At 36.4% G+C, this 26,157-nt stretch carries 28 protein-coding genes; 5 read left to right on the top strand and 23 right to left on the bottom strand.

The features are described from left to right. Window positions 1-183: 183 nt before the first annotated feature. The 11 genes from ACVYAD_RS07965 to ACVYAD_RS07915 form a co-directional block, all read right to left on the bottom strand. Window positions 184-279 (bottom strand): DUF3784 domain-containing protein, encoded by a 96-nt coding sequence (locus tag ACVYAD_RS07965; protein ID WP_476425810.1) that lies wholly within the window; start codon window positions 277-279, stop codon window positions 184-186. A 32-nt stretch (window positions 280-311) separates the two neighbouring features. Further along, complete coding sequence (locus ACVYAD_RS07960) at window positions 312-1,604, bottom strand: alpha/beta hydrolase (RefSeq protein WP_476425690.1); 1,293 nt, start codon at window positions 1,602-1,604, stop codon at window positions 312-314. A gap of 13 nt (window positions 1,605-1,617) precedes the next feature. Continuing rightward, window positions 1,618-2,697, bottom strand: coding sequence for a DUF1648 domain-containing protein (locus tag ACVYAD_RS07955; RefSeq protein WP_476425689.1), 1,080 nt, complete (start codon window positions 2,695-2,697; stop codon window positions 1,618-1,620). Window positions 2,698-2,704: 7 nt separating this feature from the next. Next, window positions 2,705-3,082 (bottom strand): GntR family transcriptional regulator, encoded by a 378-nt coding sequence (locus ACVYAD_RS07950; RefSeq protein ID WP_349661431.1) that lies wholly within the window; start codon window positions 3,080-3,082, stop codon window positions 2,705-2,707. A gap of 489 nt (window positions 3,083-3,571) precedes the next feature. Further along, window positions 3,572-3,949, bottom strand: a complete 378-nt coding sequence (locus ACVYAD_RS07945) for a carboxymuconolactone decarboxylase family protein (RefSeq protein WP_349661432.1) — start codon at window positions 3,947-3,949, stop codon at window positions 3,572-3,574. Window positions 3,950-4,161: 212 nt separating this feature from the next. After that, window positions 4,162-5,535 carry an argininosuccinate lyase gene (gene argH / locus ACVYAD_RS07940; protein WP_476425687.1) on the bottom strand — a complete coding sequence of 458 codons (1,374 nt, stop codon included), beginning with the start codon at window positions 5,533-5,535 and terminating at the stop codon, window positions 4,162-4,164. Window positions 5,536-5,621: 86 nt separating this feature from the next. Then, on the bottom strand, window positions 5,622-6,812 hold the full coding sequence (locus tag ACVYAD_RS07935) for an argininosuccinate synthase (RefSeq protein WP_079562025.1): 1,191 nt from the start codon (window positions 6,810-6,812) through the stop codon (window positions 5,622-5,624). Window positions 6,813-7,438: 626 nt separating this feature from the next. After that, window positions 7,439-8,782, bottom strand: a complete 1,344-nt coding sequence (locus ACVYAD_RS07930; RefSeq protein WP_476425685.1) for a serine hydrolase domain-containing protein — start codon at window positions 8,780-8,782, stop codon at window positions 7,439-7,441. Continuing rightward, window positions 8,769-9,221: a MarR family winged helix-turn-helix transcriptional regulator gene (locus ACVYAD_RS07925; protein WP_476425684.1), complete on the bottom strand. Its 453-nt coding sequence runs from the start codon at window positions 9,219-9,221 to the stop codon at window positions 8,769-8,771. Before ACVYAD_RS07925 ends, ACVYAD_RS07930 begins: the two co-directional genes overlap by 14 nt. A 133-nt stretch (window positions 9,222-9,354) precedes the next feature. Next, window positions 9,355-10,110 carry an SDR family NAD(P)-dependent oxidoreductase gene (locus tag ACVYAD_RS07920; protein WP_476425683.1) on the bottom strand — a complete coding sequence of 252 codons (756 nt, stop codon included), beginning with the start codon at window positions 10,108-10,110 and terminating at the stop codon, window positions 9,355-9,357. Window positions 10,111-10,118: 8 nt separating this feature from the next. Continuing rightward, on the bottom strand, window positions 10,119-11,066 hold the full coding sequence (locus tag ACVYAD_RS07915; RefSeq protein WP_476425681.1) for an MBL fold metallo-hydrolase: 948 nt from the start codon (window positions 11,064-11,066) through the stop codon (window positions 10,119-10,121). A gap of 452 nt (window positions 11,067-11,518) precedes the next feature. Between ACVYAD_RS07915 and proC the strand changes: the two genes are divergently transcribed. Further along, a complete protein-coding gene (gene proC, locus ACVYAD_RS07910) occupies window positions 11,519-12,325 on the top strand; it encodes a pyrroline-5-carboxylate reductase (protein WP_476425679.1) in 807 nt (268 codons plus the stop codon). A gap of 45 nt (window positions 12,326-12,370) precedes the next feature. Beyond that, entirely contained in the window at window positions 12,371-13,381 is a 1,011-nt protein-coding gene (namA, locus tag ACVYAD_RS07905; RefSeq protein WP_476425677.1) for an NADPH dehydrogenase NamA, read from the top strand. Between the two features lie 74 nt (window positions 13,382-13,455). Here the strand turns inward: namA and ACVYAD_RS07900 are convergent, their stop codons facing one another. From ACVYAD_RS07900 to ACVYAD_RS07880, 5 genes are all read right to left on the bottom strand, one after another. Next, complete coding sequence (locus tag ACVYAD_RS07900) at window positions 13,456-13,734, bottom strand: YuzB family protein (RefSeq protein ID WP_476425675.1); 279 nt, start codon at window positions 13,732-13,734, stop codon at window positions 13,456-13,458. Window positions 13,735-13,980: 246 nt separating this feature from the next. After that, window positions 13,981-14,334 (bottom strand): immunity 51 family protein, encoded by a 354-nt coding sequence (locus ACVYAD_RS07895; protein WP_476425673.1) that lies wholly within the window; start codon window positions 14,332-14,334, stop codon window positions 13,981-13,983. A gap of 282 nt (window positions 14,335-14,616) precedes the next feature. Beyond that, window positions 14,617-15,477 carry an alpha/beta fold hydrolase gene (locus ACVYAD_RS07890; RefSeq protein ID WP_476425671.1) on the bottom strand — a complete coding sequence of 287 codons (861 nt, stop codon included), beginning with the start codon at window positions 15,475-15,477 and terminating at the stop codon, window positions 14,617-14,619. Window positions 15,478-15,916: 439 nt separating this feature from the next. Then, window positions 15,917-16,243: a DUF5713 family protein gene (locus ACVYAD_RS07885; protein WP_349661450.1), complete on the bottom strand. Its 327-nt coding sequence runs from the start codon at window positions 16,241-16,243 to the stop codon at window positions 15,917-15,919. 649 nt (window positions 16,244-16,892) lie between these two features. Beyond that, entirely contained in the window at window positions 16,893-17,774 is an 882-nt protein-coding gene (locus ACVYAD_RS07880) for a LysR family transcriptional regulator (protein WP_476425669.1), read from the bottom strand. Between the two features lie 122 nt (window positions 17,775-17,896). On the opposite strand from ACVYAD_RS07880, the gene ACVYAD_RS07875 reads away from it, so the two are divergent. Continuing rightward, window positions 17,897-18,916 carry a DUF2332 domain-containing protein gene (locus tag ACVYAD_RS07875; protein WP_476425667.1) on the top strand — a complete coding sequence of 340 codons (1,020 nt, stop codon included), beginning with the start codon at window positions 17,897-17,899 and terminating at the stop codon, window positions 18,914-18,916. Window positions 18,917-18,992: 76 nt separating this feature from the next. Here ACVYAD_RS07875 and ACVYAD_RS07870 read toward each other — a convergent pair whose 3' ends face one another. The 5 genes from ACVYAD_RS07870 to cdaS form a co-directional block, all read right to left on the bottom strand. Further along, on the bottom strand, window positions 18,993-19,559 hold the full coding sequence (locus ACVYAD_RS07870) for an NADPH-dependent FMN reductase (protein ID WP_476425665.1): 567 nt from the start codon (window positions 19,557-19,559) through the stop codon (window positions 18,993-18,995). Window positions 19,560-19,571: 12 nt separating this feature from the next. Then, window positions 19,572-20,627, bottom strand: a complete 1,056-nt coding sequence (locus ACVYAD_RS07865; protein WP_476425663.1) for an LLM class flavin-dependent oxidoreductase — start codon at window positions 20,625-20,627, stop codon at window positions 19,572-19,574. A 14-nt stretch (window positions 20,628-20,641) separates the two neighbouring features. Next, a complete protein-coding gene (locus tag ACVYAD_RS07860; protein ID WP_476425661.1) occupies window positions 20,642-21,583 on the bottom strand; it encodes a ring-cleaving dioxygenase in 942 nt (313 codons plus the stop codon). 53 nt (window positions 21,584-21,636) lie between these two features. After that, window positions 21,637-22,080 (bottom strand): MarR family winged helix-turn-helix transcriptional regulator, encoded by a 444-nt coding sequence (locus ACVYAD_RS07855; RefSeq protein ID WP_476425659.1) that lies wholly within the window; start codon window positions 22,078-22,080, stop codon window positions 21,637-21,639. 98 nt (window positions 22,081-22,178) lie between these two features. After that, on the bottom strand, window positions 22,179-22,799 hold the full coding sequence (gene cdaS / locus ACVYAD_RS07850; protein WP_349661457.1) for a sporulation-specific diadenylate cyclase CdaS: 621 nt from the start codon (window positions 22,797-22,799) through the stop codon (window positions 22,179-22,181). Window positions 22,800-23,088: 289 nt separating this feature from the next. Between cdaS and ACVYAD_RS07845 the strand changes: the two genes are divergently transcribed. Then, a complete protein-coding gene (locus ACVYAD_RS07845) occupies window positions 23,089-23,235 on the top strand; it encodes a hypothetical protein (protein ID WP_476425657.1) in 147 nt (48 codons plus the stop codon). A gap of 274 nt (window positions 23,236-23,509) precedes the next feature. Here ACVYAD_RS07845 and ACVYAD_RS07840 read toward each other — a convergent pair whose 3' ends face one another. Continuing rightward, entirely contained in the window at window positions 23,510-23,740 is a 231-nt protein-coding gene (locus ACVYAD_RS07840) for an acyl-phosphate glycerol 3-phosphate acyltransferase (RefSeq protein ID WP_349661459.1), read from the bottom strand. Window positions 23,741-23,948: 208 nt separating this feature from the next. Then, the gene (locus ACVYAD_RS07835) at window positions 23,949-25,379 is read right to left on the bottom strand and encodes a DHA2 family efflux MFS transporter permease subunit (RefSeq protein WP_476425655.1); all 1,431 of its coding nucleotides are present in this window, start codon (window positions 25,377-25,379) and stop codon (window positions 23,949-23,951) included. A 163-nt stretch (window positions 25,380-25,542) separates the two neighbouring features. On the opposite strand from ACVYAD_RS07835, the gene ACVYAD_RS07830 reads away from it, so the two are divergent. Next, a complete protein-coding gene (locus ACVYAD_RS07830) occupies window positions 25,543-26,082 on the top strand; it encodes a TetR/AcrR family transcriptional regulator (protein ID WP_476425653.1) in 540 nt (179 codons plus the stop codon). The last annotated feature ends 75 nt before the right edge of the window (window positions 26,083-26,157 follow it).

Here is a 26,157-nt window from a genome sequence, read left to right as displayed (position 1 = left end):
TTCTTATTATTACCGATTGATTACCTACAACTTCGCTAATGACCTTCGTAAAGCTTTCATGGAAATCATCACAAGTAAACAGGGAAAAGTGATCAAATGTTTGAAGTTTATATCCTTTCACTATATTCAGGATTAATTATCTTATCGCTAAGCATCATTCTTTCAAAAATCTCTTCAACACTTTTATTTCTCTTTCTCACTAGCGGGCATAGTATTATAGCCCGCTAGTAAAAATGCACCTTTTCCTTGAGTTAGAACTATCACAAAGATTGGGATCATAATGATAAAACAAACAATGGCATTCACCATACCTAGTCTCTATTTTCATTCATAATAAATTGCTGGATGGCAGGCAACAATTCTTTATGAAGTGGTAATGTTGGGTCTGCATACGTCGCAAAATTTTTCGCGCGATCTGCTGGAGCATTTTTTAACACATGATTCATTCCGTCCATATATATAAGCTCGGCATCTGGTTTTGCTTTCTTTAACGCTTCCGCATCAGTCGCAACTACTTGTAAGTCAGTTGTACCTTGAAGAATTAAAATTCGGCTATTCACTTTTACTAACTCACTTGCAGGGTTATATTTTAACCATGAAATCATATACGGTTGAACGGAAGGACGGAAAAGAGATTGTAATTCTTGTGAAACGTTCTTCACTAGCTCACCTTTTTTCAAAGATGCAAGAACATCGGTTGATTCTTTTAGAAGGGCTGGTGTTAACTGAACTTTTAATTGCTCTAATAGAACTTCATCTATTGATCTTCCAGTACCTGCTATGGAAACAAAGGACTCTACATTTGCTTTTTGTGCTGCTAGCAAACCGATCAGTGAGCCTTCGCTATGGCCAATAATATGAACACTTGAATAAGCTTTATCAGCTAAAAGGGTATTAATTACTTGAACTGCGTCATCTACGTATTGGTCAAAAGTTATATCCTCTTCCTTTGTTAAAAGGGATTGATTATCGCCTATTCCACGTTTATCATAGCGAACACTTGCAATACCGTCTTTTGCTAATCCTTCTGCTATCATTTTTAAGCTATTATTTTTACCAGCTAATGCTGAATTTCCATCCTTATCAGTTGGACCAGAGCCTGCAATAATAAGTGCAACTGGAGTTGGTTCGTTACTAGCCTTTTGAAGAGCCACTGTTAACTCACCATTTTGAACGGGAACCTTTAACGCTTCATACGTAACTGGTTGTTCTGGCTGTTCTTTGAATGGCTTTAAGACAAGTGGGAATATGCCACCATTTTGTTGGAATGTTGCTTCAATTTGCCCATCTTTTAATGTGCCTTTAATTTCAATAGCTGAGCCATTTAAGTTAATGGAAACATTCACTTGATTGCCATTATATGCAATACCATTAAATAGGAAATCCCCTTGCGCAGGTACTGATAATTTCCCGTTATCTTTTTGCAAATCTAAGATAATTGGAAATGCTCCATTCGGTGTTTCAATATTCCCTTCCCATTTTCCTATTAGTTGTTCATTCATTTTATTGTCCCCTTTCGTCTCTTTACCTTTTGCTTTGTCTTCCTCCTGCGCGCACGCTGCTAATAATAAGAGTGCACAACATAAAAACAATAATTTCTTCATAATATCTCTCCCTCTACAAGGAAATGAATAACAAAATAGGTACAAATATCACGAGTAAAATGATGTAACTCCATTTATTCGCCATATTCACAGTCCAACCAACACCGTATTTCTTTTGCACTAATAGTGATGGATCATTTTTATTGATGTAAACAATACCCCATTTCCAGTAGCGATCATCGGCTGCAGCTGTTTCGTTTGTATGTAAATCACCAAAGCGCTCATTACTTTTACTTAATTTCCAAGTAAAGAGGATAAGTCCCCCTAAAGTGACGATCATAAAAACAATAAAAAGAGGGAAGAAGTAAGGAACTGTTTGATTCTTTAAAATCACTGTTGTGTAATGTAAAACAACAAGAAGAATGGTCATATTATGATTCATCGCTGCTAAATACCAGCTGCCATATTTTCGCTGTGCAAGCTCTCTATTGGCAGAAGCTTCTTTCGCCTGTGCGCTCAATTGTATTTTGGCACTTTTCATTCCAAAACTCATGATGAAAACGCTAATTTGTATCCCTAGTAAAATAAGTGGCATTACTATTACTGAAATCCATGTTTTTTCAGTCCAACCGTCTACCTCACCTGCTGCATTCCAATGGGTAGCAAATACATCTGGGATGGAATTGTAATTCATATAGGTAAAGGTGATTAACGCTAAATTCACAATAATTGGTAATACAAAAAATTTAGGTGAGAGTACTTCATCTCGATCACGTATAGATAGATCCGTCACATAAACTGTTTTGACATGTGCTTCCCAATATTCATGTTTTTTTAGTTTTATTATTTTTATATGATAAAACATATAAAGAGCTGCTGATATGAGTAGGATGACAAATAACAATATAAAGGATAGTAAAACAAATTTTTCTTCCTGAATGGACGTAAATAGTAGTGAAATTTGGCCTAAAAGAAATGCAGCTGCTATGCTCCCTACCAGCATACTGTAGTGCTTTTTAAATAGTTGTAATTGCTGATGTTGCACATAGGGCTCAGGAATTGAAACACCAAACACTGTTGTTTTTCTAGACAAAAATGGTGTTAATGTTTCCAGTACGCCTACAAAGATGAAGATGCTTACTATAAAAAGCATATTTCCCCTACTTCCATTGTTTTAAAATTCGATGAATCAAACTTGTCATCTGATCTTTTTCTAGGCCACGTGCAAATGCCTCTGCCATAATTGGCTTTAATGCATTTTCTACTTTTTCAACTTCCGTCTCTTTCAATTCTTTTTTTTGACCACCGATAATGAGAGCCTTTGCCTTTGGCTTTAATTCAATTAACCCTTTTTCTTCGAGTTCGTGATAGCTCTTACTTACCGTACTAACATTAATCCCTAAATCTGCAGCCATTGAACGAACTGAAGGTAATGTATCACCATTTTTTAGCTCTCCCTTAGCAATTAACTCAATTAATTGATTCGCTAACTGTTTATAGAGCTGTAATTCACTGCTTGGATCTAAATGAATATTCATCTTATCCCTCCAATCTGTATCGCTTATCACCAAACAGAAATCTGTCATACTTAGAGTAAGACAGATTTCTTAAAAAGTCAAATTTTTCTATAAAATGAAAATTAATCTTTGATTCTTCTTCATTACTCTGGCTTTACGGCTATAATGCGAGATAAAAAAAGGACCCAGAAAAATTCTGGATCCAAGAACACTTATTTCTATTGATTTTATCTGTATCGGTTTTTGCTTCTTCTTAAGATACAGCAAAACAGAATATCCTCTGCTTTACCTTTTGCTTAAGATTTTAGAAGTTCACCCTATACAATTGTGGCGGACTTTCCTGAGATTCCTGGTCTTTGGGTGTTTGACTACTCATTCTACATCCTCCTAATCATATTAGATTAATAAGTGATTCCGCTCTTAATATGAACCGTTTCACAGGTGTTTATTCATTTGATGCGCATTTTTATTAAAGTGCCTTCGTATAGCATGAAACACCAAGGAATAATTTTACGCTTCTTCTTTAAAAACCTGTTGAGCTATAGTTAAAGCGTTTTGCACACGCGGAAAACCTATGTAAGGCACTAATTGTAATAATGCTTCCACAATTTCTGTCTGTGCCAAACCTGTATGTAAACCACGTTTAATATGTGTTTTTGTTTGCGGAGCAGCACCTTGTGTTACGACTGCTGTAATGACAACAAGTGCGCGACTTTTCGCATCTAGCCCTGGTCTTGAATAAACATCACCGTATGCAAATTCAATAATCATTTTTCGTAAATCTGGTGCGATGTCAGCTAGTGCATCCGCCTCAATCATTCTTGCCGCTTCTTCCGTTGTCACATACTGCTTTATTGTTTCGAACCCCTTTGTAAAACGCTCATTCATTGAAAACACCTCTCATTATCATTTAATGACACAAAAACCCCAATTCCGCGTCTCCAGAATTGGGGATTGTCCTTCACCTATGTAAGGGGCTCTTTTGCGTTTCACCCTCTGGCTCTAACGAAAAAGGAAAATGGTTTATCATAGTGCCTCACTGGACAGCTTTAATGAATATCTATGCAAAAGTCACAAGGACATGCACGCTAAAATAATTGTTAAATTAGACAAGCTTTTGCCTTTTCGATTTGGATGATTACTTGATCAAATCCTGTACCACCTAATGAATGACGACGACGAACGGCAGCTTCAGGTGCTAATACATCGTAAATATCCGCTTCGATAAGTTCACTTTCTTTTTTCATGTCTTCAAGAGGTAAATCTAATAAGTAGATGCCCTTTTGAATACATGTGAATACAAGCTTTCCTGTCACTTCATGTGCTTCACGGAAAGGCATACCTTTTGTTGCTAAATAATCTGCAAGCTCCGTAGCATTAGAGAAGTCAGAGTGTACTGCCTGGTGCAAACGCTCTGTATTGACAGTCATCGTGCGAATCATACCTTCAAAGATTTTTAATGAACCAAGAATTGTGTGGACTGTATCGAACATACCTTCTTTATCTTCCTGCATATCTTTGTTGTATGTTAACGGCGTTCCTTTAAGAACTGTTAATAAGCCCATTAAGTTCCCGTAAACACGCCCTGTTTTCCCACGAATTAACTCCGCCATATCAGGATTTTTCTTTTGTGGCATAATAGAAGATCCTGTTGAGAAGGCATCATCTAATTCAATAAATTTGAATTCATCTGTCGACCACAAAATAATTTCCTCTGCAAAACGAGATAAATGCGCCATTAATAAAGATGAGTTGCTTAAAAACTCAACGATAAAGTCACGATCACTCACTGCATCCATAGAATTTGCATATACCTCGCTAAAGCCTAAAAGCTCAGCGGATTTTAAGCGGTCGATTGGGAAAGTTGTGCCCGCCATGGCACCTGCACCTAAAGGCAGAATATCGATACGTTTAAGTGACTCCATAAAACGTTGTTTATCACGCTCTAACATCCAGAAATAGGCCATTAAGTGATGCGCAAATGAGATTGGTTGTGCACGTTGTAAATGTGTATAGCCTGGAGCAATAGTTTCCACATGCTCCTCTGCCTTTTCTAGCAATGTCTTTTGGAATGTCTCTATTAAACCGATTGCTTCCTTCACACGTTTTTTCAAGAAAATATGCATATCTGTTGCTACTTGGTCATTTCGGCTACGACCAGTGTGAAGTTTACCGCCGACAGGACCAATTAAATCAATGAGCATTTTTTCTAGGTTTAAGTGAATATCCTCATTAGCAACAGTAAATTCAAGCTCCCTTGCGATAGCTTTCTCTTGTAATTGTGCAAGTCCATCGAGAATTGTCTCTACGTCAGCTGCTGATAAAATTCCTGTTGCACCAAGCATCGTAACATGCGCAACGCTACCTTCAAGGTCTTCTAGAACAAGCTGTTGGTCAAAGCCAATCGATGCGCCGAACTCGTCCACCCATGCTTCTGCTGATTTTTGGAAACGTCCGCCCCAAAGTTTTGTCATAACAGCTCACCTTTTCCTTCATTTCTTTTTGAAAAGGTGCAGTACAGCATAAGTCTATACTACACCTTGCTTGTCAAAATTAATTTTTATTTATTTACAGAAGAGTTAACCACTGTTGGCAGACCCCATAGTTCGATGAAGCCCACTGCTGAAGCATGGTTGAATTGGTCTTCTTTAGAGTATGTTGCAAGTTTTTCACTATATAGTGAATTTGGGGATTTACGTCCTTCCACGATCGCATGACCTTTATAAAGCTTCACGCGCACAGTTCCGTTCACAAATTTTTGTGATTCAGCTAGGAATGATTCCAGTGCTACACGTAATGGAGAGAACCATAAACCATCATAAATTAATTCCGATAATTTTTTCTCAATGACTGGCTTAAAGTGCGCTAACTCTTTTACAAGTGTTAAGTCTTCAAGCTCTTTATGAGCTGTTAATAGCACTTTTGCTCCTGGAATTTCATATACTTCACGAGATTTAATACCAACTAATCGGTTTTCTACGTGATCGATACGACCAACACCATGTGCACCAGCTACTGCATTTAGCTCTTGAATTAAATCAGCAAGCTTCATTTCCTTACCGTTTAAAGCTACTGGCTTACCAGCAACGAATTCAAGTTCAACGTATTCCGCTTCATCTGGAGCGTTTTCAACAGAAACTGTTAAACCGTATGCTTCTTCAGGTGGAGATACCCATGGATCTTCCATTACGCCCGCTTCATTTGCACGGCCCCATAAGTTTTGGTCGATAGAGAATGGTGAATCTAATGTTGCAGGAATCGGTACATTATGTTTCATGGCATATTCGATTTCCTCATCACGGCTCCAGCCCCACTCACGTACAGGTGCTAAAACTTCCAAGTCAGGATTTAACGCTTTGATGGAAACTTCGAAACGAACTTGGTCATTCCCTTTACCTGTGCAACCATGAGCTACTGCGTCCGCACCTACTTGATTCGCAATTTCTACTAATTTTTTTGAAATTAATGGACGAGAAAGCGCCGATACTAATGGATATTTTTGTTCGTACCAAGTATGAGCTTGTAATGAGATTAATGCATATTCTTCCGCAAACTCATCTTTCGCATCTACCATATATGATTCAATTGCTCCTACTTGAAGAGCTTTGTTTTTTACGAATTCAAGATCCTTACCTTCACCAACGTCAAGACACACTGCAATAACGTCCCAACCTTGTTCTTTTAACCAAGGAATTGCTACAGATGTATCAAGACCTCCTGAATATGCTAATACTACTTTTTTATTTGCCATAAAAAATGCGCCTCCAATTAATCTATAAGATATGTATGTTTATACACTCAACTAAAAGTTTATACACGAATAGTATCATGTTATAAAAATAAAAACAAGTGTATTTTTATAAATTAATAGACTTTTGTGTTTATTGTAAAAAGTGTGTCATTCCAATACTTTAAGTGCTTGTACAAACCATGTATATTTTTACTCGGAAAAACGATTTTTTACTCGCAACATGAATGTATATAGTATAAATTTCGGGATAGGTAAATGGTATTCGGCAAAACGAGGGGTTGATTTCCGTTCCGGCTGGGCGCTTTCCTGGGGGCGTCCGATGAGCCGCTTCACTCGCGGTGCTCGCTCCAGGGTCTCATCTGTGACGCTGTTCCCCGAGGAGTCACCCATCCTCCACTCCAATCAACAGCTTCACATAGCATGTATATTCTTACATGTCTCTATATTCTTTGCTTTTAAACGTTATTAAAAAAGAACCCACTGTGTAAAATGAGTTCTCATGACAACAAAAAGGTACATATTAATTTATGTGTATAAATAAGCAAAGGTTGATTTTTTACTCCACCTTTAACCTACAAATGATTAGGAAGAAATTTTAAACTATCTTCTTTGTAAACAAAAATATGTTATTCCACTTTAAGCACGTGGTCGTTTATTTTTCTAGCGATCGTTTTTTGACCTTCATTGATAACTGTTAAAATGTCTTGCTTTATCGTTACTAGAACGCCGATACCACGTAAGAAAAATTCATCTTCTATTATCGCATGTAGCTCAAGTGGCATTGTAGCTGGTAGGATAATGTATAAACGATTATCCTCTTGTAACGCTATTTCCACTGCATGTTCAGGATGTTCTTGAAGTTGGTATTTCCCTACATAGCCCTGTAAAACGTTGACTGGTAAAAGCACAGCTTTATATTGCTCAGGCTTTTTCGGCAAATGGAACTCATGTGTCGTTATTGCTTTTTCAATTGCTTCACCGATCGCTATTTCATAATCTAATTCTTGCTCTTTACTGCGTAAAAACACAAAGATTGTCTTAGACTGCGGGTAAATTTTAAATGTAGTTGCATACCCTGGCCAACCGCCATTATGCCATATACATTTCCCAAGTTGTTCATCCTCGGAAATAATCCACCCCATCCCGTAAGAAAAAGGTTGTTCCGCTGTAAGAGTTGAGGGCGTAAAGGCTTGCACAAGTAAAGCTTCTGCCCAAAGTTTTGACTGAATAACAGCACACCCTAATTTCCATAAGTCCTCTACCGTTGAATAGATCCCGCCATCGCCAGTAATATAATTCAAACAAGTAGTACCTTTCGTTTCCTCAAATTCCGAAGGGTCCACATATTGTCCAGCATACACATCAAACACATAGCCCTGTGCAATTTCATACCTATATTGTTCAGTAAAAGTAGTTGATGTTACAGTTGTGTTCATCATCTTTAGCGGTTTAAAAATAGCTTCTTCCATATATTCAGTATAAGTTTTATTGGTCACACGCTCGATTAAAAGAGCTAATAAGACATAACCGGTATTGCTGTACTCCATTCGTTCTCCTGCTTCAAAAAGTCGAGGTGGCGCATGTTGAATTAATAGCTGCAGCACGTCTTCATTTGTAGCAAATGTAGTTTCATCCCAATTTGAAAACAATGCCATATAATCAGGCAAACCTGATGTATGATGTAGTAAGTGGCGTACAGTTATATTTATGTAAGGTAAATGCTCGAACCATTGGTTAATATCATCATCAAATGTTAATTTCTTTTCTTGTACTAAAAGTAAAATTCCCAATGCTGTAATTGGCTTTGATACAGAAGCTAAGTTAAAACGTTGATGGAGTTCCATAGGTGCGTGTGTTTGAATCGAGGCTTCACCATAGGCACCTTGTAATAAAACCGTCTCATCTTGTGCGAGTAGCACAGTACCATTAAACGTATCGTTAAGCTGTTCTTTCACTTTATTCCAATCCATTTGAAATTTCCTCCTCAACAATTTGATTTAGGCGCTGGATTAAGCAACGCAATTGTTCTAAATCTTCCAAAGGCATTTTGCTATAAATTTTATCAATAATGAGTTCATTAATTTGCTCATCACGATGATAGTACGCCTCTCCGTTTTCAGCTAACATGACAACCACTTCCCGACGATTGTTAGGATTAATATCGCGTTTTACGTAGTTTTCTTTTTCAAGTCTCGCTACTATTTGACTCACAGCACTCGGGGAGATTTCCATGAAGTGAGCGATTTCGCCCATTGTACACTTTTTATGCTTATGTACAAAATCGATTACAATCGTTTGTTTCATCGATAAATCATCTTTAAATAGAGCTTCTTGAGCCTTCGCTAATTTTACATTCATTTCATAAGTATATTGATTAATGTCATCAACAATTTGCTTTATATTAGTCATCTTTACCAGCCTTAATATTTTAGTTAACTTAAATGTTAATCAATATAAATTATTTTGTCAATAAAAAGGGAATATAAACAAAAAACTGTAAACACACTCAATTTTTCACTTGAGTATGCCTACAGTTAATTACTTACTTTTTATTAAAAAATGATTTACCTAAAAATTCGACGGTTGCAGGTGCCATTGCATATAGCTTGCTTGTTAACCCCATGATCCGTGGTAAATTAACCTCACGAACAGGGCGCTCGATTGTTTTTATCGTAGCTTGTGCCACTTCTTCAGCTGTTAATAAAAATCTCCCTAAAGACTCTCGATAGCCACTTTCATCACTCGCCTTGTCTAAAAAAGGTGTATCGATTGGACCTGGATGTATCGCTGTGACTTTCACATTATACGGAGCTAGTTCCATGCGAAGCCCATTTGTAAAGCCAACAATCGCATGCTTGGTAGCAGCATAAACACTTGCCTTAGGTGTCGCTACCTTTCCTGCCTGTGAGCCGATGAAGATGAGTTGACCTTGCTGACGTTGTATCATAGGCGCTGCAAGACGTTTTGCTAAATATATCGGTACACTGACATTTAGCTCTACCATTTGTCTAATAGCTTCATCTGTTAATTCAGGTGCAATACCGAATTTACCTACCCCGGCAGATAAAATAGCTACATCGAGAGGCGGTAGCTGTGCACATACTTCGTCGATAGTAGCTAAATCAGTTAAATCAGCTTGGATCACGTTTGCCCCAACGCGTTCTAATGCTTTCAATGCCACTGTATTGCGCCCTGTCGCATAAACGGAATGGCCTTGTGCTACTAATAATTCTGTTATTTTCAGTCCAACACCACTTGTTGCACCGGTCACGAAGATCGTCTTTTTATTCACGCTCATGTTTACACCTACTTTCTATGAAATAAATAAATACCTTCTTCAGATTTTGTAGATGTAATCAAATTGTTGGCCTCTAAGTAATCTAAATATCCGAGCGTTTTAGACAGTGTCAGTCCAAGCTGTCGTTGAAAAACTGCTGGGTATAAGCGCTTCGTTACTTGTACAGCAGTTAATGATTCATCACCAAATAATTCGCAAACCTTCAAAGCTTGCTGATGCTGACGTTCTAATCGTTTATCAATTAAATCAGGAATATTGTGCAACTCTGCACCATGTCCTGTATACATTGTTTTAACGGGTAATCGTCGTAATATTTCTAGCGATTCATTATATTGTAGTAACGATTTCGTACGTCCTAATGTACGGTCTAGTGGTGGCTCAATTAACGGATTTGGTGTTATTTTTTCAAGCAATAAATCTCCACCAATTACATGGTGCGTTTTTTCATCCCAGAAGATTAAGTGACTTTGTGCGTGTCCTAATGTTTCAATAGTCTTTAATCCAGGATGTCCTGGCACTTCATCCCCATCGTTAAGAATTTGTGTTAATGGTCGTTCACCTACAAGCTCTATTTCACGGCGGACATGTACACTCGGCTGGATATATTGTTGAGGAACACCGTGTTCAAATAAGCGTTCACTGTAAAATTGCACATGGTAACGTAAAAAATCCTCGTCATGACGAAGCCATTTATCATTATAGGCATGCCCTAAAATTTCTGCATTTGGAAAGGCATCCACCCAACCTGCATGATCTGGATGATGATGGGTTAACACAACCTGTTCAATATCTTGCATGTCAAAGCCCGCTGCGCGAATCCCCCATTTTAGCGCGTCATAGGCTTCCATTGTTTTTGGACCAACATCAAAAATTGTCAATGCATCACCTTTTACAACAAATGCATTTACATCTCCTACATCATAGGGTGTTGGTATTTCTATTTTGTATGTAGACAAAAGCTGTTTCCCCCTTTATGCAACTAGTGAACAACGGTTCATTCTATTTTACAAGTTTTTTTTCTTTTCGTCACCCTTCTGTTGACAGGTTGACGTCTTAGCAATATAATTTTGAATAATCTAATTATTTTTATGCGTTGATGAAGCCAAGTACGTAATTGGTGAAGGTGTCTTAGAGAGTGTTACATTCGCTGAAAGTAACATCACCACTCCCATTACCGAACCTACTTCTGAGCAGTTATGAAAACATAACCGTCTCCCTTGCGATAAAAGGGCTATGAGTTGTGCCAATTGGCAAACAAAGGTGGTACCGCGGAAACTACAGCGTTTTCGTCCTTCTTAATAAGGACGGGAGCGCTTTTTTATCTTCATTAAGAATGCTTGGTAACGAAAGCAAAGCTACAGCTACAATTACGCCAAGGCGAAAATGACTTTAAACTGGAGGTTTTATTATGAAAAAAATACTATTTATAGGTGCAGGCTCTATGGCAGAAGCATTGATTCAGGGCTGGATTAAACAAAAAGTATTTACAGCGCAAGAAATTTACGTCACCAATCGTTCAGACAAAGACCGTTTACATTTTTTACACGACACATATGGTATAAATTGCAATTTTGATGATGCTATTTATCAGAACGCTGATTTAATCATTTTAGCGATGAAGCCTAAAGATGCCATTGCAGCGATGCGTGAGTTAAAACCTAAAATTACAGAGCAATCAGCCATTCTCTCTATTTTAGCCGGTATCGCTATTGCGACTATTATAGAACATTTAGGTGCTCGTCCAGTCGCACGCGTTATGCCTAACACTTCCGCTACTATTGGGATGTCTGCAAGTGGGATTGCATTTAATGACAAAGTGACTGAAGAACAGCGCTCCACTTTCTTACAGCTATTAGAGGCGGTTGGTTCAGTAATTGAGGTGAATGAGGATCAATTACATGCTGTAACGGCTCTTTCAGGGAGTGGCCCAGCTTATATTTATTATTTAATGGAGGCATTTGAACGGGTAGGTACAAAGGTCGGTCTCCCAAAAGATACAGTACGACTATTAATGACGCAAACGCTTGCTGGTACTGCAGAAATGCTAAAGCAATCGGTCGATGAGCCTGATGTATTACGCCGTAAAGTAACAAGTCCTGGCGGTACAACAGAAGCTGGAATAAAGGCTCTTGAACAATATCACTTTAATGAAGCGATAGAAGCATGTATTAAAGAAGCAGAAGCTCGATCCCGTTTACTTGCAAATAGTAAATAATGGGTGCAAAATAAAGTATATCACTAGGGATTAGGGGGCTTTATTTTGGCTAAATTATTCGAACCTTATCAATTACAAAATATCTCATTAAAAAATCGTGTTGTGATGGCACCGATGTGTATGTACTCAGCACAGAATGATGGGCTTGTAACACCATTCCATCAAGTACATTATGCAACGCGGGCTGCTGGTCAAGTTGGTTTAATTATCGTCGAAGCTACAGGTGTTGTACCAGAAGGTCGTATATCTAGTAACGACCTCGGAATTTGGGATGATGCTCATATCGAAGGTTTACGTCAATTAGTTCAAGGAATGAAGGCGTACGGAGCAAGAACTGGCATACAGCTTGGTCACGCGGGACGTAAAGCAACTGTAGATGGCGAAATATTCGCACCGTCAGCCATTGCATTTAGCGATGATTATAAAACGCCTACTGAGATGACATTAGAAAACATTGAGTATGTTGTAGAAGCTTTTAAACAAGCAGCTGTCCGAGCAGCTAAAGCAGGCTTTGATGTTCTCGAAATCCATGGTGCACATGGCTATTTAATTAGTGAATTTTTATCACCAGCAACGAATAAACGTAATGACGAGTATGGTGGTTCTCAAGAAAATCGTTATCGATTGCTACGCCAAGTCATCGATGCAATTCGTAGTGTTTGGGAAGGTCCTTTGCTTGTGCGTGTTTCCGCTGAAGACTATGCAGAAGATGGTACAACAATGGATGACTTTTTCGTCTTCAGTCGCTGGATGAAATCACAAAGTGTTGATTTAGTGGATGTTTCTACTGGTGGTGTCGTTCAAGCGCATATAAATGTTTTTCCAGGTTATCAAGTGCCTCATGCTGAAGCAATTAAGCATGGTGCTGATATTCCAACTGGAACGGTCGGCCTTATTACGTCTGCCATTCAAGCAGAGGAAATTTTACAAAACAATCGTGCTGACTTAATTTTCCTAGCACGTGTTCTTCTTCGTGAGCCCTATTGGCCACTTCATGCTGCCAAGGAATTAGGAGAAGACGTTACACCTCCAGTACAATACGTACGTGGCTGGTAAAAATAACGGGGTAGCCGCTATTCACTATAAAGTAAAAAACAGCTTGTTGAATTATGTTAACAAGCTGTTTTCATTCAATAAAGAGGATTTTGTATAATTTCTTCATCAATTGCTTTCACTAACATCTCTGCATCACCTGCAGTGACGACTTCTCCATTGACGATGGCGAAGATCCCTTGTTCACAAATTTCACAATGTGATGTACAGCCCGATTCTTCAATTTCGATATCAGATCTTTCAACTAGTACATCATAGGCATCTGCCGCACCTAGTGATAAGTTTGTAATACAAAACTCTACTCTATTTTTCAATTGCTGCGGCTCTTTCTTTTTCTTAAAAAGAGAAAACACCATCTTTTGATCTCTCCTACTCTCTCAAACAAATGTTTTTAAACAAATTGACTGATAGTCGCTGTTTCTGAAAAATAATTGCTATAATACTAAAGTTTATACACATCTGCTTCATTTGAAGGGACAAAGGTAATGCCTTATAATTTATGTTTTTCAGCGTCTTTTTTAAATTCTTCTGAACAAAATAATGTACTTAGAAGCTTAGTATATTATTTAGTAGAAATAGAAAACATTATGAAAAGAACACCCTCAATCCAATTCTGCACGAGAAAATAAATCCGTAATAGTCGATTCATCTTCACATGTATTTTTAAATGAAATAGCAAACTTCTCTAATGCTTCTTTATCGAAGGAATAAGCACAAAACATGCTAGCTTCTGAATCAAACTTGACAATACCTTTTAATTCTGGCATTTTTTCTTCAAGAAAGACAATCGCCAAGGATTCCCAATCATAACCTCCTCCTTCAAATCCCTCATCCGATCGTGTATCAAAAATCTCTTGCTTATATTCCCCAACATCTAAACATAACGACGCAGAGCCCCTATCATGATCCACCCAAATAAACGGAGCTATTTTCTCTTTATCATTAGTAAAATTCATCTTAACCCTCCACAAAAATAAATTTTTTAAATATCAACATTTGCATTACTATATTTTATTAATCAATAGCATTAATAACGCAAATTATTGCCGTACTTTTCTAATTCAGTAAAGAGTTCATCAGCATTTTCTTTAATACCTTCTCTATATTTAGATGGCATCTTTTTTTCACACCTATTGAATCATTCGTTAAAGGTTTCTCTTAGCCAGCCTGTCTTGAAAAAGAATGGCCGATACTACAAATTAGAAGGTTTCGGAAGAAATGCTCGGACTTTAAAGTTACTAAACACTAAAAAAATCAACGATCATTTTCTGTTCCCGCTCCGGCATCATATGCATGTGTCCGCACCCTTTTAACATATGAACAGTGTTATTTGGTATAATTCTTTGGGCTCTTGGTAATACTTTTTCCGCTGGAAATAAACAATCTTTTTCTGCTGCCATAATAAGCGTCGGTGCTTTACACTGTTGCATTAATTGCTCGCTCACATTGGATGGCATCCCTATTTTTGTTTTTACATGATCAAAACTATCTTTCACCATATTCAAAGTATCTTTATCAAGAATTTCTTCGTTAATAGCCATAAATAAAGCTGTTTTTTTTATATATTTTTCGTTCTTTGTTAGTTTATATTTTAGTAGTGGTATCATCATTTTTACAGTACTGATTGGAAAGGCATTGTTAATACCCGATGGCACAATTAATACGGATTTTTTTACTTTCTCTGGTGCTGTACACATCAGTTTTGCCAGAATTCCGCCTCCAAACGAAGTCCCAAAACAAGCGATTCTATCAAATCCAAGCGCAGTTATAACGTCACTTGCCCACTTTCCATAATCATAATTGCGAGGAGAGAGGTTAACCTCATCACTTTTTCCAGGGTGGCCAATAATATCAACCGCATAGATATGAAAATCCTTAAGCAGGAATCTGTACATTAATAAATTATAGGCAGTCGTACTATTCCCTCCATGAAATACTAACAATGGTTCACCCGATAAATTGCCAGTTTCAATGATATGTGTTCTTCCAAAACGAGTATGAACGTAAACATCCTTGTATGAATATTCCAATTTCCTCAATTGAGCATCATAAAGCTTTAGTGACATTTCTCTTCCAAATTGTGTTTTGTATATACTCATATAACCCTCTCTTTTAAGTTATCTCATCCATTAATTTAATTACGATGCAGATGTTCCATCAAACATTCCAACCATATCGAATGATTCTGAGACCACGGAATAGACTTCTCTATAATTTTACATCCTTTGCTAATAGTAATTACCATTAGGATGAAGTATATGTTCGATGGTATATGAACTAGGAAATATTAATGACGACTTACCTACTGTAACAAACCATTGTTCATAATTTTTTCACTTTCCTGCATCAATTTTTTCTCCTTTGACAAAAACATTTTTTTCACATCAAGCAGGTCAGGAATCGGTAACCCTTTCTTTATCATACGTTTTTCTTAAAAGTATCTCACTATGATAACCTTATAGAGCCTTATCATATGTCAAAAACAATACTTTCTAAAACCCCTTGATAAAGAAGAAGTTAGAATCACATACAAATTTTTCACCAATCTCGTTCTCTAAGTGCTTCTTCAATATCGATATCAATCTCAAAATATTGTAAAATCTTTTCTACTGTTAATCCGATTGAATCCCGTGCAAACGTTTCTATTTCACTGTCATTTTCATAAAACTCATTTTGTAGCTCATTGATCGCTATAGTCATTTCGTCTAATTTTTCTTGAATCTCTTCTATTGTATAAGTGTTCTCCTCAATAAAATGTACTACATTAACAATATGAGATTTAAGTTTATCTACTAAAAATGATGGAAAGTAAGAATCTTCATACATATCCTCTAGAAAATTGAATTCAGAATCAAGTTTCTTCACAATGTTTCCTCCTTTGAAATCAAAGTTTTTTATACCTATTCTTTTATCTTCTCATACTATTAACTTTGTCTATTCTGAATTTTGTAGAAATAGCCACACATCTTAAACAAGCTTAAAATCCATTTTTTTTGCGGTTAAAGTCTTAAAAGCCCAAATCTGTTCATTTTGACTATCATTATTGATCGCCATAATCATAACCACCACAACATATACTATAATTACCATAAACAGCTCTGTTCTTCCATAAGGATTATGTCATTGTTTTATCCAGTTTTTCGATATAAACGTTTTATGTATTGTTATAGCCAAGATGCAATAAGGTTCTCGGCTACCAATATTACATATTCTTTTTTAAGCATACTAAAAACTCAATCATGCCATCTTCTATTTTGGCCGTTGCACCTCTACCTAATTTTTCTGCTAGCAGCCTGACAATAGATAACCCTAGTCCAATATTTTTACGTCTGGAATTATCTGTTGTATAAAATCGATTAAAAAGCTAATTAGTATCTAGTTAACTATTTTCGTCAATCGGATTCTAAAAACAGATTTATGTATATTCTTCTTACAACATCTTGATAGTCCATCACTCTGCGAATGCAGGCGTCAGCACCACGAAAACGGTACAATAAATAAGAATGGTTGACAATCACAAATAATTCCTCGTCTGAAATAAACATACTAACTCTTCTGGAACTTGGACCGAATCCTTATAAAAAAGATATACAGGAACGCTTGGCAAAGCTATCTCATCGAAGGGAACGATATTAAACCGACCTTCCATCCGCTCTCTTCTAACAATCATCCGTGGTAAAAACGACATACCTAGCCCATCTTTTATTAAGCGCTTTACCACATAGGATTGTGATATGGACACTTGCTTGGTAACTACATATTTTTCCTGTAGCTTATGTAATAAATCCTCCCAAATGGTTGGATGATGGTGTGTAAATAAAGTGTAGGTTTGAAACAATTCCTCATAGTCAATATAAGCTCCCGTCTCATCATCGAAAGCATCCAGTGGAATAACAAGTTCTAAAGGACTTTCTACAAGAAGCTCTTGGTCCCAATGTCGATAACGAGTTGGCAATAAGGATATACCAATATGTGCCTTATCACTACTTATTAAATCCTCAATTTTTGCTGATTCCTCCACTAGAATCGATATTTCAATGGACGGGTGTTCATTGATAAACTGATAAATTACATGAGGTAATATTGTTTCCACCATTAAGGGAGTCATTGCAATAATTAGCTTTTCTTCAATGCCTTTTGTCGCTAACTGAAAACGTTCAATACTTTTATCCCATTGATAAATGATTTGCTGGGCTTCTATTAGAAAAAGCCGCCCTGCCTCCGTTAATTGCACACGGTTTTTTTCACGTTTAAATAATTTTACATTCAAAAATTGTTCTAATTGATGAATATGAACTGTAATACTTGGCTGCGATAAATGTAACTCTTCTGCTGCCACTCGAAAATTACAGGATTTAGCGGCTACAACAAAAGACTGTATCCATTTATAATCCAAACTCTCACCTCTTTAATTAATATTTCTAATCAACTTCATTAACTATATTTAATTTACTAAATTATCCAATAATAATAAACTCAAAAGTAGATCGATCACTTTTACACAAAGGGGAGAATCGTATGTTAGCCAAATTAAGTAAACAATTTCGTACTTTTGCAAAAAATGAATGTGAAAACTCAAGTCCACTGTACGAACATTTAGCGAATAAGATTGCTGAAGATGATGAACTATTAAAAGTTGCGGCGTTTATACCTCAAGGACAACCTGTACCCAATTTATTATTAGCTAGTGTTCAGTATTTGCTGTCATCATCAAAGGATGATTTAGTTCAATTTTATCCGTCTTTAACGACAACACCAAAAAGAATAAGTGAAGCGTACCCAGTTTTTAAAGCTTTTGTCTTGTCTCATTCAGACGAATTGAAGACTTTATTTCAAGAAAAACTTGTTCAGACAAATGAAATTCGCCGTTGTTCTTACCTTTATCCGATGATGACAGAAATATATGAACGCCACAAAAAACCATTAGCCTTCATAGAAATTGGTGCAAGTGCAGGGCTTCAACTTGGGATGGATCAATACAATTACTGCTATAATGAACAGCTTCACATAAACAATTCTAATAATGATTTCATTTTGTCATCAGAAAATCAGGGTCAGCCGCTTCCAACTTCTATTTCAAATGCACCAGTTGTTTGTAATCGAGTGGGCATCGATTTAAATCCTATTGATATTCATAATGAGGAAGAGCTCCAATGGCTCCAAGCCTTAATTTGGCCAGAGCATCAAGAACGTAGACTATTGTTAAATCAAGCGCTCCCTATTTTAAAAGAGCTCGATTTACAACTGATAAAAGGAGATGCCATTAAACTTATTAAAGATATTAGTAGAGAAATTAATGAAGAAGCAATGTTAGTTGTTTACCATACACATGTGGCCAATCAAATCCCAATAGAGTTACGCCTTAAATTAATAGAGCAATTAAAAGAGATTAGCATAGAACGACCTCTCTACCATTGCTATAACAATTTATTTGATATGCAACTGCATCAAGATTTTATGGATCTAGGAGAAATAGAATCTATACGGACAATGGAACGCCCTGATGGCCATGCTCGATGGTTCAAGTGGTCCAACTAAAAATAAAATTGGCACGAAAAACGCTGTATAAGCTTGCCCCTTATACAGCGTCTAAAATTTATTAAATTAGTAATCTCTAAAAATCATATTCCGCATCTTTTTTAGCACGAATTTCTGCAAACGCATCAGCTACCATCACTGTATCCTCAGCTAAACGCTCAAGGCGGAATAAGACGTCATCATTCACAATTTCCTTCCGTAAAAAATCCTTTTCTTCTATAAATACATACGTTGGAACAATATGAGCTTTCATATAAGCAAGAATTGGCTTTAACTGCTGCTCAATCATTAGGTAGTGCTTCGCTGTGCCAGCTGTAACAACCGTACTCACCACTTTATCGCGAAACGCATTGACAGGTAGTAAGTCAAAAATATTTTTCAACGTTGCCGGAATAGAAGCTTGAAATGTTGGTGTTCCAATGACAATTGCATCTGCAGCCATAATTGTTTCGGCTACATATTTTGTATCTCCATCATATTCAAAATAATTTCGTCCATCACTAAACTCCATTTTGTATTCAGCAAGATCTAGTAACACTACCTCATGCTCTGGATATTTATTTTGTATGATTTCAACCACCTTACTGATGGCTGTTTTTGTTTTTGAACCAACAATTGAACCAGCTAGTGCAACAATTTTCATGCTGAACACTCCTTATTTTACTGTATATTTTTTAATTGCAGGTAAAATATCGTTCCCTATAATTTCGATATTTTTCATTAATTTATCGAATGGCACACCGCCAAAATCAATTTGTGCCATAAATCGTTGCATGCCATAGAGCTCGTATTGATATAGTAATTTTTCAATAATTTGATCTTTACTTCCGACCATTAAGGCGTCTCGTGTATCTGGCGCTTGTGCAAATTGCTGCTTTGGATAACCTGAACCACGAATTGCTTGGAATCCACCATTTAAATGTGGATACATCCCTTGTAGTGCCTCTTTCGTCGTATCAGCAACATAAAATAGACTTGTTGTAGCAATCGGTAACTCTTTCGGATCAAAACCACTTCGCTCTGCTGCTTCTCTGTAGGCATCTACTGATGGCTTAAAGTTCACAGCGGGACCACCTAATGTCGTTAACATCATTGGAATGCCCATATAGCCTGCTTTAATGGCACTTGCTGGTGGTCCACCAACAGCTCGCCAAATTGGCAACGAGCCATTTTTAGGTTGTGGCAAAATTTGCGCATTACGAAGTGGTGCACGGTATTGTCCTTCCCAAGTGACAAGGTCATTGTCATTTATTTTTTTCAGCAGCTCTAATTTTTCTTCAAAAATTTCTTCATAATCCTTTAAATCAACGCCTAGTAAATCATATGCACCAACTCGAGAGCCACGCCCCGCAACAATTTCTGCGCGACCATCTGAAATTAAATCAATCGTCGCAAAATCTTCATATACGCGCACTGGGTCCGAGACACTTAGTACCGTAGCGGAGCTTGCTAATTTAATTTTTGATGTAGCTTGTGCGATTGCTCCTAAAACAACCGTGTGTGCCTGTGTAGTAAAGTACGATTGATGACTTTCGCCCACACCAAATACATCAATACCTGCTTGTTCTGCAAGCTGACTTGCTTCAACAAGCTCTTGGATTCTTTGCTGAGCTGAAATACGTTCGCCTGTTAATGGATTTGGAATATGATCCCCTAATGAATAGAGACCAAATTCAATGCCTTTCGATTGATCAATGCGGTATTTTTCCATGATTAATCCTCTCCTTAATCTAGTGGTTCTAAAATAGCTTCGATTTCTGCACGTTTTTCTTCTAAAAACGGTGGGAGATCAAGTTCCTTGCCAAGATCCTCTACTGCCGAATCAACTGTAAACCCTGGACCATCTGTCGCCATTTCAAATAAAATTCCATTACGATCTCTAAAATAAAGACTTTGGAAATAATAACGGTCCACAACGCCAGTACTTTCAAATCCCCACTCTTTAATTTTGGCATCCCATTCTTGCAATTCCTCCACTGTACTAACACGTAGTGCTAAATGATGAATACTACCACGACCAGGTTTCTCACTAGGCCCTTCTAATTCTTTAACGACGATTTCTCCAAGTACTTCTCCAGAAATAGATTGCAATACGGCCTCTTTTTCACTTTCTATAACAGCTGTATAATTAAATAGCTCTTTTAATAAGCTCACTGTCCGTTGCAAGTAACGAACTGTCATTTCAACTGTACCCATTCCTAAAATGCGATGTTCCCCCGGGATATCAGAGCCATCCCATGGTTGCCAATGAGCTGGTGTTTCGTGACCATGATTATTTAAAAGCACCATTCGTAACCCTTCATGATCCTCAAAAAACAATGCATCTTTACCTGCATAAGTTGTTATTTCACTATGTTCAACCTCTAATTCTTGAAAACGATTTTTCCAAAATTGCAGACTTCCATAGCTTGGCACTAGTAGTCCAATACGTGTAATGGCATTTGTTCCTCGAACTGTTCGTCCTGCTACGGGCATTTCAAAAAATGTTAATTCTGTACCTGCAGCTCCTGTTAAGTCTCCATAAAATAAGTGATACATGGAAGGCGAATCTTGGTTGACTGTTTTCTTCACACGACGTAGGCCGAGAATTTTTGTATAAAAATCATTATTACGTTTGCCGTTTTTTGTTAGCATTGATATATGATGATGTCCGCTTAATTTGTTCATAAATGTTTCCTCCTCGTTTTCACTTGACTAAGCAAGTGATGTTACAAAAAAAATCACGCTTTTGGTAATTTTTTTTCGCGACTATGCTTTTCTAATTTTGACATGAGTCTATTTAAAGTTTTCATTTCTTCTTCTGTTAATACTTCTTCAAAAAATGAAGATTGAAACTGTAGCTGACTTGGTGTTGCCTCATCAATCATCTGCTCGCCTTTAGCTGTCAGAGAAATTGTTTTGGTCTTCCAATTTTGTTTTCGTTCAATAAGTCCATCTTTTTCTAGACGAGCAAGCATCCGAGACATACCACCTTGCGTCACTGTCACTTTCTCTGCTAACTGTGATTGCGTTAACGGTGCAAATGTCTTTATTTGTATTAGGACATCAAACTGTGCAGTCGTTAAGTCAAAATGCTTTAAAAAATCATTGGATAGCTGATTACTTTGATTTGTAAAGCGCATCATCCGAATCCATGTCAGTGATCCGAGCGTGTGTTTTCGCATCGCTTCCTCCTCCTCTTATTTATCACTTTACCACGCAAGTGATAAATAAGCAAGGAGAATATCTCGAATTCGAGATATTATCCAGTGTGAAGCTCACACTATATAATGCCATGCGTCGTAATTGGATATAAGTTTCCTTTAAAGGCAAAAGAAATTCTCCCTGTTTCTTCGGACACTATCATGACAAGTGCATCACTGACTTCACTTAATCCTAATGCTGCACGATGTCTCATTCCTAATTTTTTTTCCCCTGTGTATCTCTCAGAAAGTGGCAGTACATTTGCTGCTGATTTAATTAAATTTTTGCTTATTAAAACAGCGCCATCATGCAGTGGATTTCCAGGAAAAAAAATAGATTCTAATAAGGAATGCGTCACTTCAGCACCAATATGAATACCAGGCTTTAAAATAGATGATACAGAATCCTCCCGTTCAATAACAATTAGTCCCCCGTGTCTTCTTTTTGACATATTTTGTACGCTATGCGAAAGCTCAGGATATTTTTCAGTAAACGGTGAAAGATAGCAATTCAAATAAAACGTAGCAGCCTTCATTTCAATCGTTACAAATTTCTCTTTTATTTTTTCAAAATTCCCCAAAAGACAGTTTGTATTAGTATCCATAGCTTCTACACTTTGCTGTAATGAAATAATGACCTGCAAAAGCTCTTCCTTTAATGTTTGTTTCATTGGTGAAAAATCGCAATTTGTTGGATCCAAAAAAACACCCCGCTTTTCAAATTTATTATGTATTTATTTTTAGTTTCTCTAAATGGAATTATTTTATTCGCTTTTAATTTCATTATGTCAATTTTTCTAAAAAAATTGTTTTCAGAAAATATAATGAGGAATCGTGTAATTAACTTTACTTTTCAAAGATTTTTCAAATCCATTCAATATTTCCATTTTATTAATTTATAATTAAAATAAAATGATTACTTATTGGAAGTGCTTTTTCAAACGAATTACGTTGTTGTCGTTTTTACTTTTACTTATGATTTCGCCCTCTGTGCAAGCACTATCTTGGGCTTATCCTGTTGTCGTTTGGAAAGGAAACGTTTATGAAGTTAAAAAAGAAGAATTAATTGAAGATAATAAAATCGGTAAAATTATAGGAGAAGTAAAGACCAAGCCAAATAATATGACAGGAAATTAATACGGAAATGCCTCAAACTATTACCCAAAAGAGACACATTATTATGAAATAAAAGGGACATCAACTTCCATTGCAATTGCAGTAAAAGAAGATCGTCACTGGGTGAAAGCTGTTTTTGTTCATAAAGCCCCTTTTCACATAATGAATGTAATTACTAACTTTTACTTCATATTAGCTGTTGTTCTATTTGTAATTAGAGTTATTTTATTCAGAATTAAAATGTCCAACAAGTGTATCCATTAGCTTATCTAATGGATACACTTGTTGTTTTTGCTTACATTTGTCCAGCACGAATTTTCTTAATAATGCTAAATGTCGTGTAGGCAGCAGCCGGCGCAAGAACAAAAATAAAAATAAGCCAAACCGTTAAGTTGTCCGTAGCTTTTAGCGTGTCATAATTAGAGATAACAAAAAAGATAAGTCCAAATAATAATAAATAGCTCAGCACATTTGGAAAAATAACAATTAAACGCAATAGTGCTGGTGGCATTTTTTGCTGATTCATATTAAACCACTCCCCTTTAGTCAATTATACGAAAATCTACTATTTACTGCATTATTTTTCTTCAACATTCTAAATTTTCGCATTACATCAATTACTACATTATATATGGTCTTTTTTCTATTAATAGTCGGGATAATTTAATAGTATAAAAGCCTTACTTCATTAATGTAGCAAGGCTTTTCAAAGTTATTTATTCAAATCTATACATTCACAAACTATTGTTTACTCTTTTTTTAGATGGAACAAATAAAGTTAAAATAAATGCGAGTATCGCTAAGATGGTCATGAAATAATAAGCATCACTTGAACCTAAAATGGAAGCAAGCGTACGTATACCTTCAGCCGTCGCATTCGGTGTTTCTACTAGCAATGTTTTTGCATGGTTTGTTGTTTGTGCTGTGAAAATTGTAATGACAACAGCAGAACCGATTGCACCTGCAATTTGTCGTAATGTATTATTCACTGCTGTACCATGTGTGACAAGTGTTTTAGGTAATGCATTCAAACCAGCTGTGTTCAATGGCATTGTAATAAAACTCAACCCTATACGTAGAAAAATGGTACGTATCATTAAAAAGCTAAATGTTGTTGTTTCTGTTAAATCTGTTACAACCCACATGGAAGGAATGACGAAAATCAAACCGATAATAAATAACGGCTTTGCACCAAAGCGGTCATACATTTTTCCGGTCACTGGAGACATAAAGGCATTTACAAGAGCACCCGGTAATAATAATAAACCAGCGTCTAATGCCGTAAACCCTCTTCCATTTTGTAAATACATCGGTAATAAAATCATATCCGCATACATCATCATTGTGACAATAATGTTGATGATGGACGTTAGCGTAAATAGTTTATTTTTAAAAACGGATAAGTTAAGAAGTGGATCAGAAGATTTCATTTGGCGAAGACAGAATAATACAGTAGTCATTATCCCCACAAGTATAGTAACTATTACAATGTTATCATTCCAGCCATGGCTACCTGCATTACTAAAACCATACAAAATAAAACCAAAGCCAATTGTCGATAAAATAACACTCACTACATCTAACTTCGTGTTTGCTGTTTCTGAAACATTAATTAAATATTTCATTGCCATGAATATAACGATCACGACAAATGGAATTATTCCGATAAATAACCAACGCCATGAATAATAATCGATAATGAAACCTGCTAAAGTTGGTGCAATGGCTGGAGCGAAAATCATTGCAAGCCCAATTAACCCCATCATACTACCTCTTTTTTCAGGAGGGAAAATAAACATTACGATGCTCATTAGCAATGGCATAATAATTCCTGCTCCAACCGCTTGAATCATACGACCTATTAGTAAAGTTGTGAAGTTCGGAGCTATTGCACAAAAAATAGAGCCTACTAATAAAAACAGCATTGAACTTATAAATAATTGTCGTGTTGAAAAACGTTTCATTAAGTATGCTGTAATAGGGACTAGCACCCCATTTACTAACATAAATCCAGTAGCTAACCACTGGACTGTTGTAGCAGAAACGGAAAATACGTCCATTAAATTACTCAATGCAACGTTTAACAGCGTTTGATTAAGAGTAGATAAAAAACACCCGAAAATTAATACTGTTAATAATACTTTTTTATTTATTGATTCCGACATTTCATTCTGCCTCTTTCTACTTGTTTTATTAACAACATGTCAATAAAATAGATAATAACACGTTTATTTTTTGATTCCTATTTACAATTTTTCAAGAAGTGTCAATTAAACAACAAAAATAAAAATACTATTAATTAAATTTGTATTTAATAGATAAAGGAGAATGAAATTGCCCACACAAAAAAAGCAAGACCCACGAGCTATTCGCTCTAAACGCGTCTTTAAAGAGGCTGTCGTAGATATATTAATCGAAAACCCAGATATTTCGAAACTTACAGTACAAAAAATAGCCCAACGTGCAGAGCTAAATCGAGCAACTTTTTATTTACATTTTGTCGATATAAATGATTTATTAAAACAAGTAGTTTACGATATTTTCGACGACCTGTTGTCGAAAATGTCTCCAACTTTACAAATTGATAATTTAAATAATCAAGAACAACTAATTACGTTTTTAGATTATATTTATAAGCACAGGAAAATTTTAGCTGTGCTATTTGAGCACCCTGGTTTCAATAAAAAAATGCATATGACATTAAAGGACTTGATTGTCATACAACGTAAAAGTGAAGGTGCTGATAGTACACTATCAATGGATATTCTCGCCTCTTCAATACTGGGAATCCTTATGTGGTGGCTCAGAAATGGGGTACATTTTAGCTCCGAGTATATAGCAAATCAAATCGTTGAATTATATCGATAAAAAGGTCTTCCGTCCATGCTTTTGATGCAGAGACAAATTAATTGTTGTTGCTTTCGCACAGAAAACACTTTGCTA

This window comes from Lysinibacillus sp. G1-3 (assembly GCF_056322905.1).
Note: the sequence above shows the minus strand (reverse complement) of the source record. Positions and strands in the feature narration are given on the sequence as shown.

Coding starts and splice junctions, on each gene's coding strand:
- ACVYAD_RS07935 (WP_079562025.1), bottom strand. CDS start 6,812: ATGGCAAATAAAAAAGTAGTATTAGCATATTCAGGAGGTCTTGATACA.
- ACVYAD_RS07870 (WP_476425665.1), bottom strand. CDS start 19,559: ATGAAAATTGTTGCACTAGCTGGTTCAATTGTTGGTTCAAAAACAAAA.
- proC (WP_476425679.1), top strand. CDS start 11,519: ATGAAAAAAATACTATTTATAGGTGCAGGCTCTATGGCAGAAGCATTG.
- ACVYAD_RS07865 (WP_476425663.1), bottom strand. CDS start 20,627: ATGGAAAAATACCGCATTGATCAATCGAAAGGCATTGAATTTGGTCTC.
- ACVYAD_RS07835 (WP_476425655.1), bottom strand. CDS start 25,379: ATGTCGGAATCAATAAATAAAAAAGTATTATTAACAGTATTAATTTTC.
- ACVYAD_RS07860 (WP_476425661.1), bottom strand. CDS start 21,583: ATGAACAAATTAAGCGGACATCATCATATATCAATGCTAACAAAAAAC.
- ACVYAD_RS07875 (WP_476425667.1), top strand. CDS start 17,897: ATGTTAGCCAAATTAAGTAAACAATTTCGTACTTTTGCAAAAAATGAA.
- argH (WP_476425687.1), bottom strand. CDS start 5,535: ATGACAAAACTTTGGGGCGGACGTTTCCAAAAATCAGCAGAAGCATGG.
- ACVYAD_RS07900 (WP_476425675.1), bottom strand. CDS start 13,734: ATGGTGTTTTCTCTTTTTAAGAAAAAGAAAGAGCCGCAGCAATTGAAA.
- ACVYAD_RS07830 (WP_476425653.1), top strand. CDS start 25,543: ATGAAATTGCCCACACAAAAAAAGCAAGACCCACGAGCTATTCGCTCT.
- ACVYAD_RS07950 (WP_349661431.1), bottom strand. CDS start 3,082: ATGAATATTCATTTAGATCCAAGCAGTGAATTACAGCTCTATAAACAG.
- ACVYAD_RS07925 (WP_476425684.1), bottom strand. CDS start 9,221: ATGACTAATATAAAGCAAATTGTTGATGACATTAATCAATATACTTAT.
- ACVYAD_RS07960 (WP_476425690.1), bottom strand. CDS start 1,604: ATGAAGAAATTATTGTTTTTATGTTGTGCACTCTTATTATTAGCAGCG.
- ACVYAD_RS07920 (WP_476425683.1), bottom strand. CDS start 10,110: ATGAGCGTGAATAAAAAGACGATCTTCGTGACCGGTGCAACAAGTGGT.
- ACVYAD_RS07965 (WP_476425810.1), bottom strand. CDS start 279: ATGATCCCAATCTTTGTGATAGTTCTAACTCAAGGAAAAGGTGCATTT.
- ACVYAD_RS07895 (WP_476425673.1), bottom strand. CDS start 14,334: ATGAATTTTACTAATGATAAAGAGAAAATAGCTCCGTTTATTTGGGTG.
- ACVYAD_RS07840 (WP_349661459.1), bottom strand. CDS start 23,740: ATGAATCAGCAAAAAATGCCACCAGCACTATTGCGTTTAATTGTTATT.
- ACVYAD_RS07855 (WP_476425659.1), bottom strand. CDS start 22,080: ATGCGAAAACACACGCTCGGATCACTGACATGGATTCGGATGATGCGC.
- ACVYAD_RS07945 (WP_349661432.1), bottom strand. CDS start 3,949: ATGAATGAGCGTTTTACAAAGGGGTTCGAAACAATAAAGCAGTATGTG.
- ACVYAD_RS07890 (WP_476425671.1), bottom strand. CDS start 15,477: ATGAGTATATACAAAACACAATTTGGAAGAGAAATGTCACTAAAGCTT.
- ACVYAD_RS07930 (WP_476425685.1), bottom strand. CDS start 8,782: ATGGATTGGAATAAAGTGAAAGAACAGCTTAACGATACGTTTAATGGT.
- ACVYAD_RS07955 (WP_476425689.1), bottom strand. CDS start 2,697: ATGCTTTTTATAGTAAGCATCTTCATCTTTGTAGGCGTACTGGAAACA.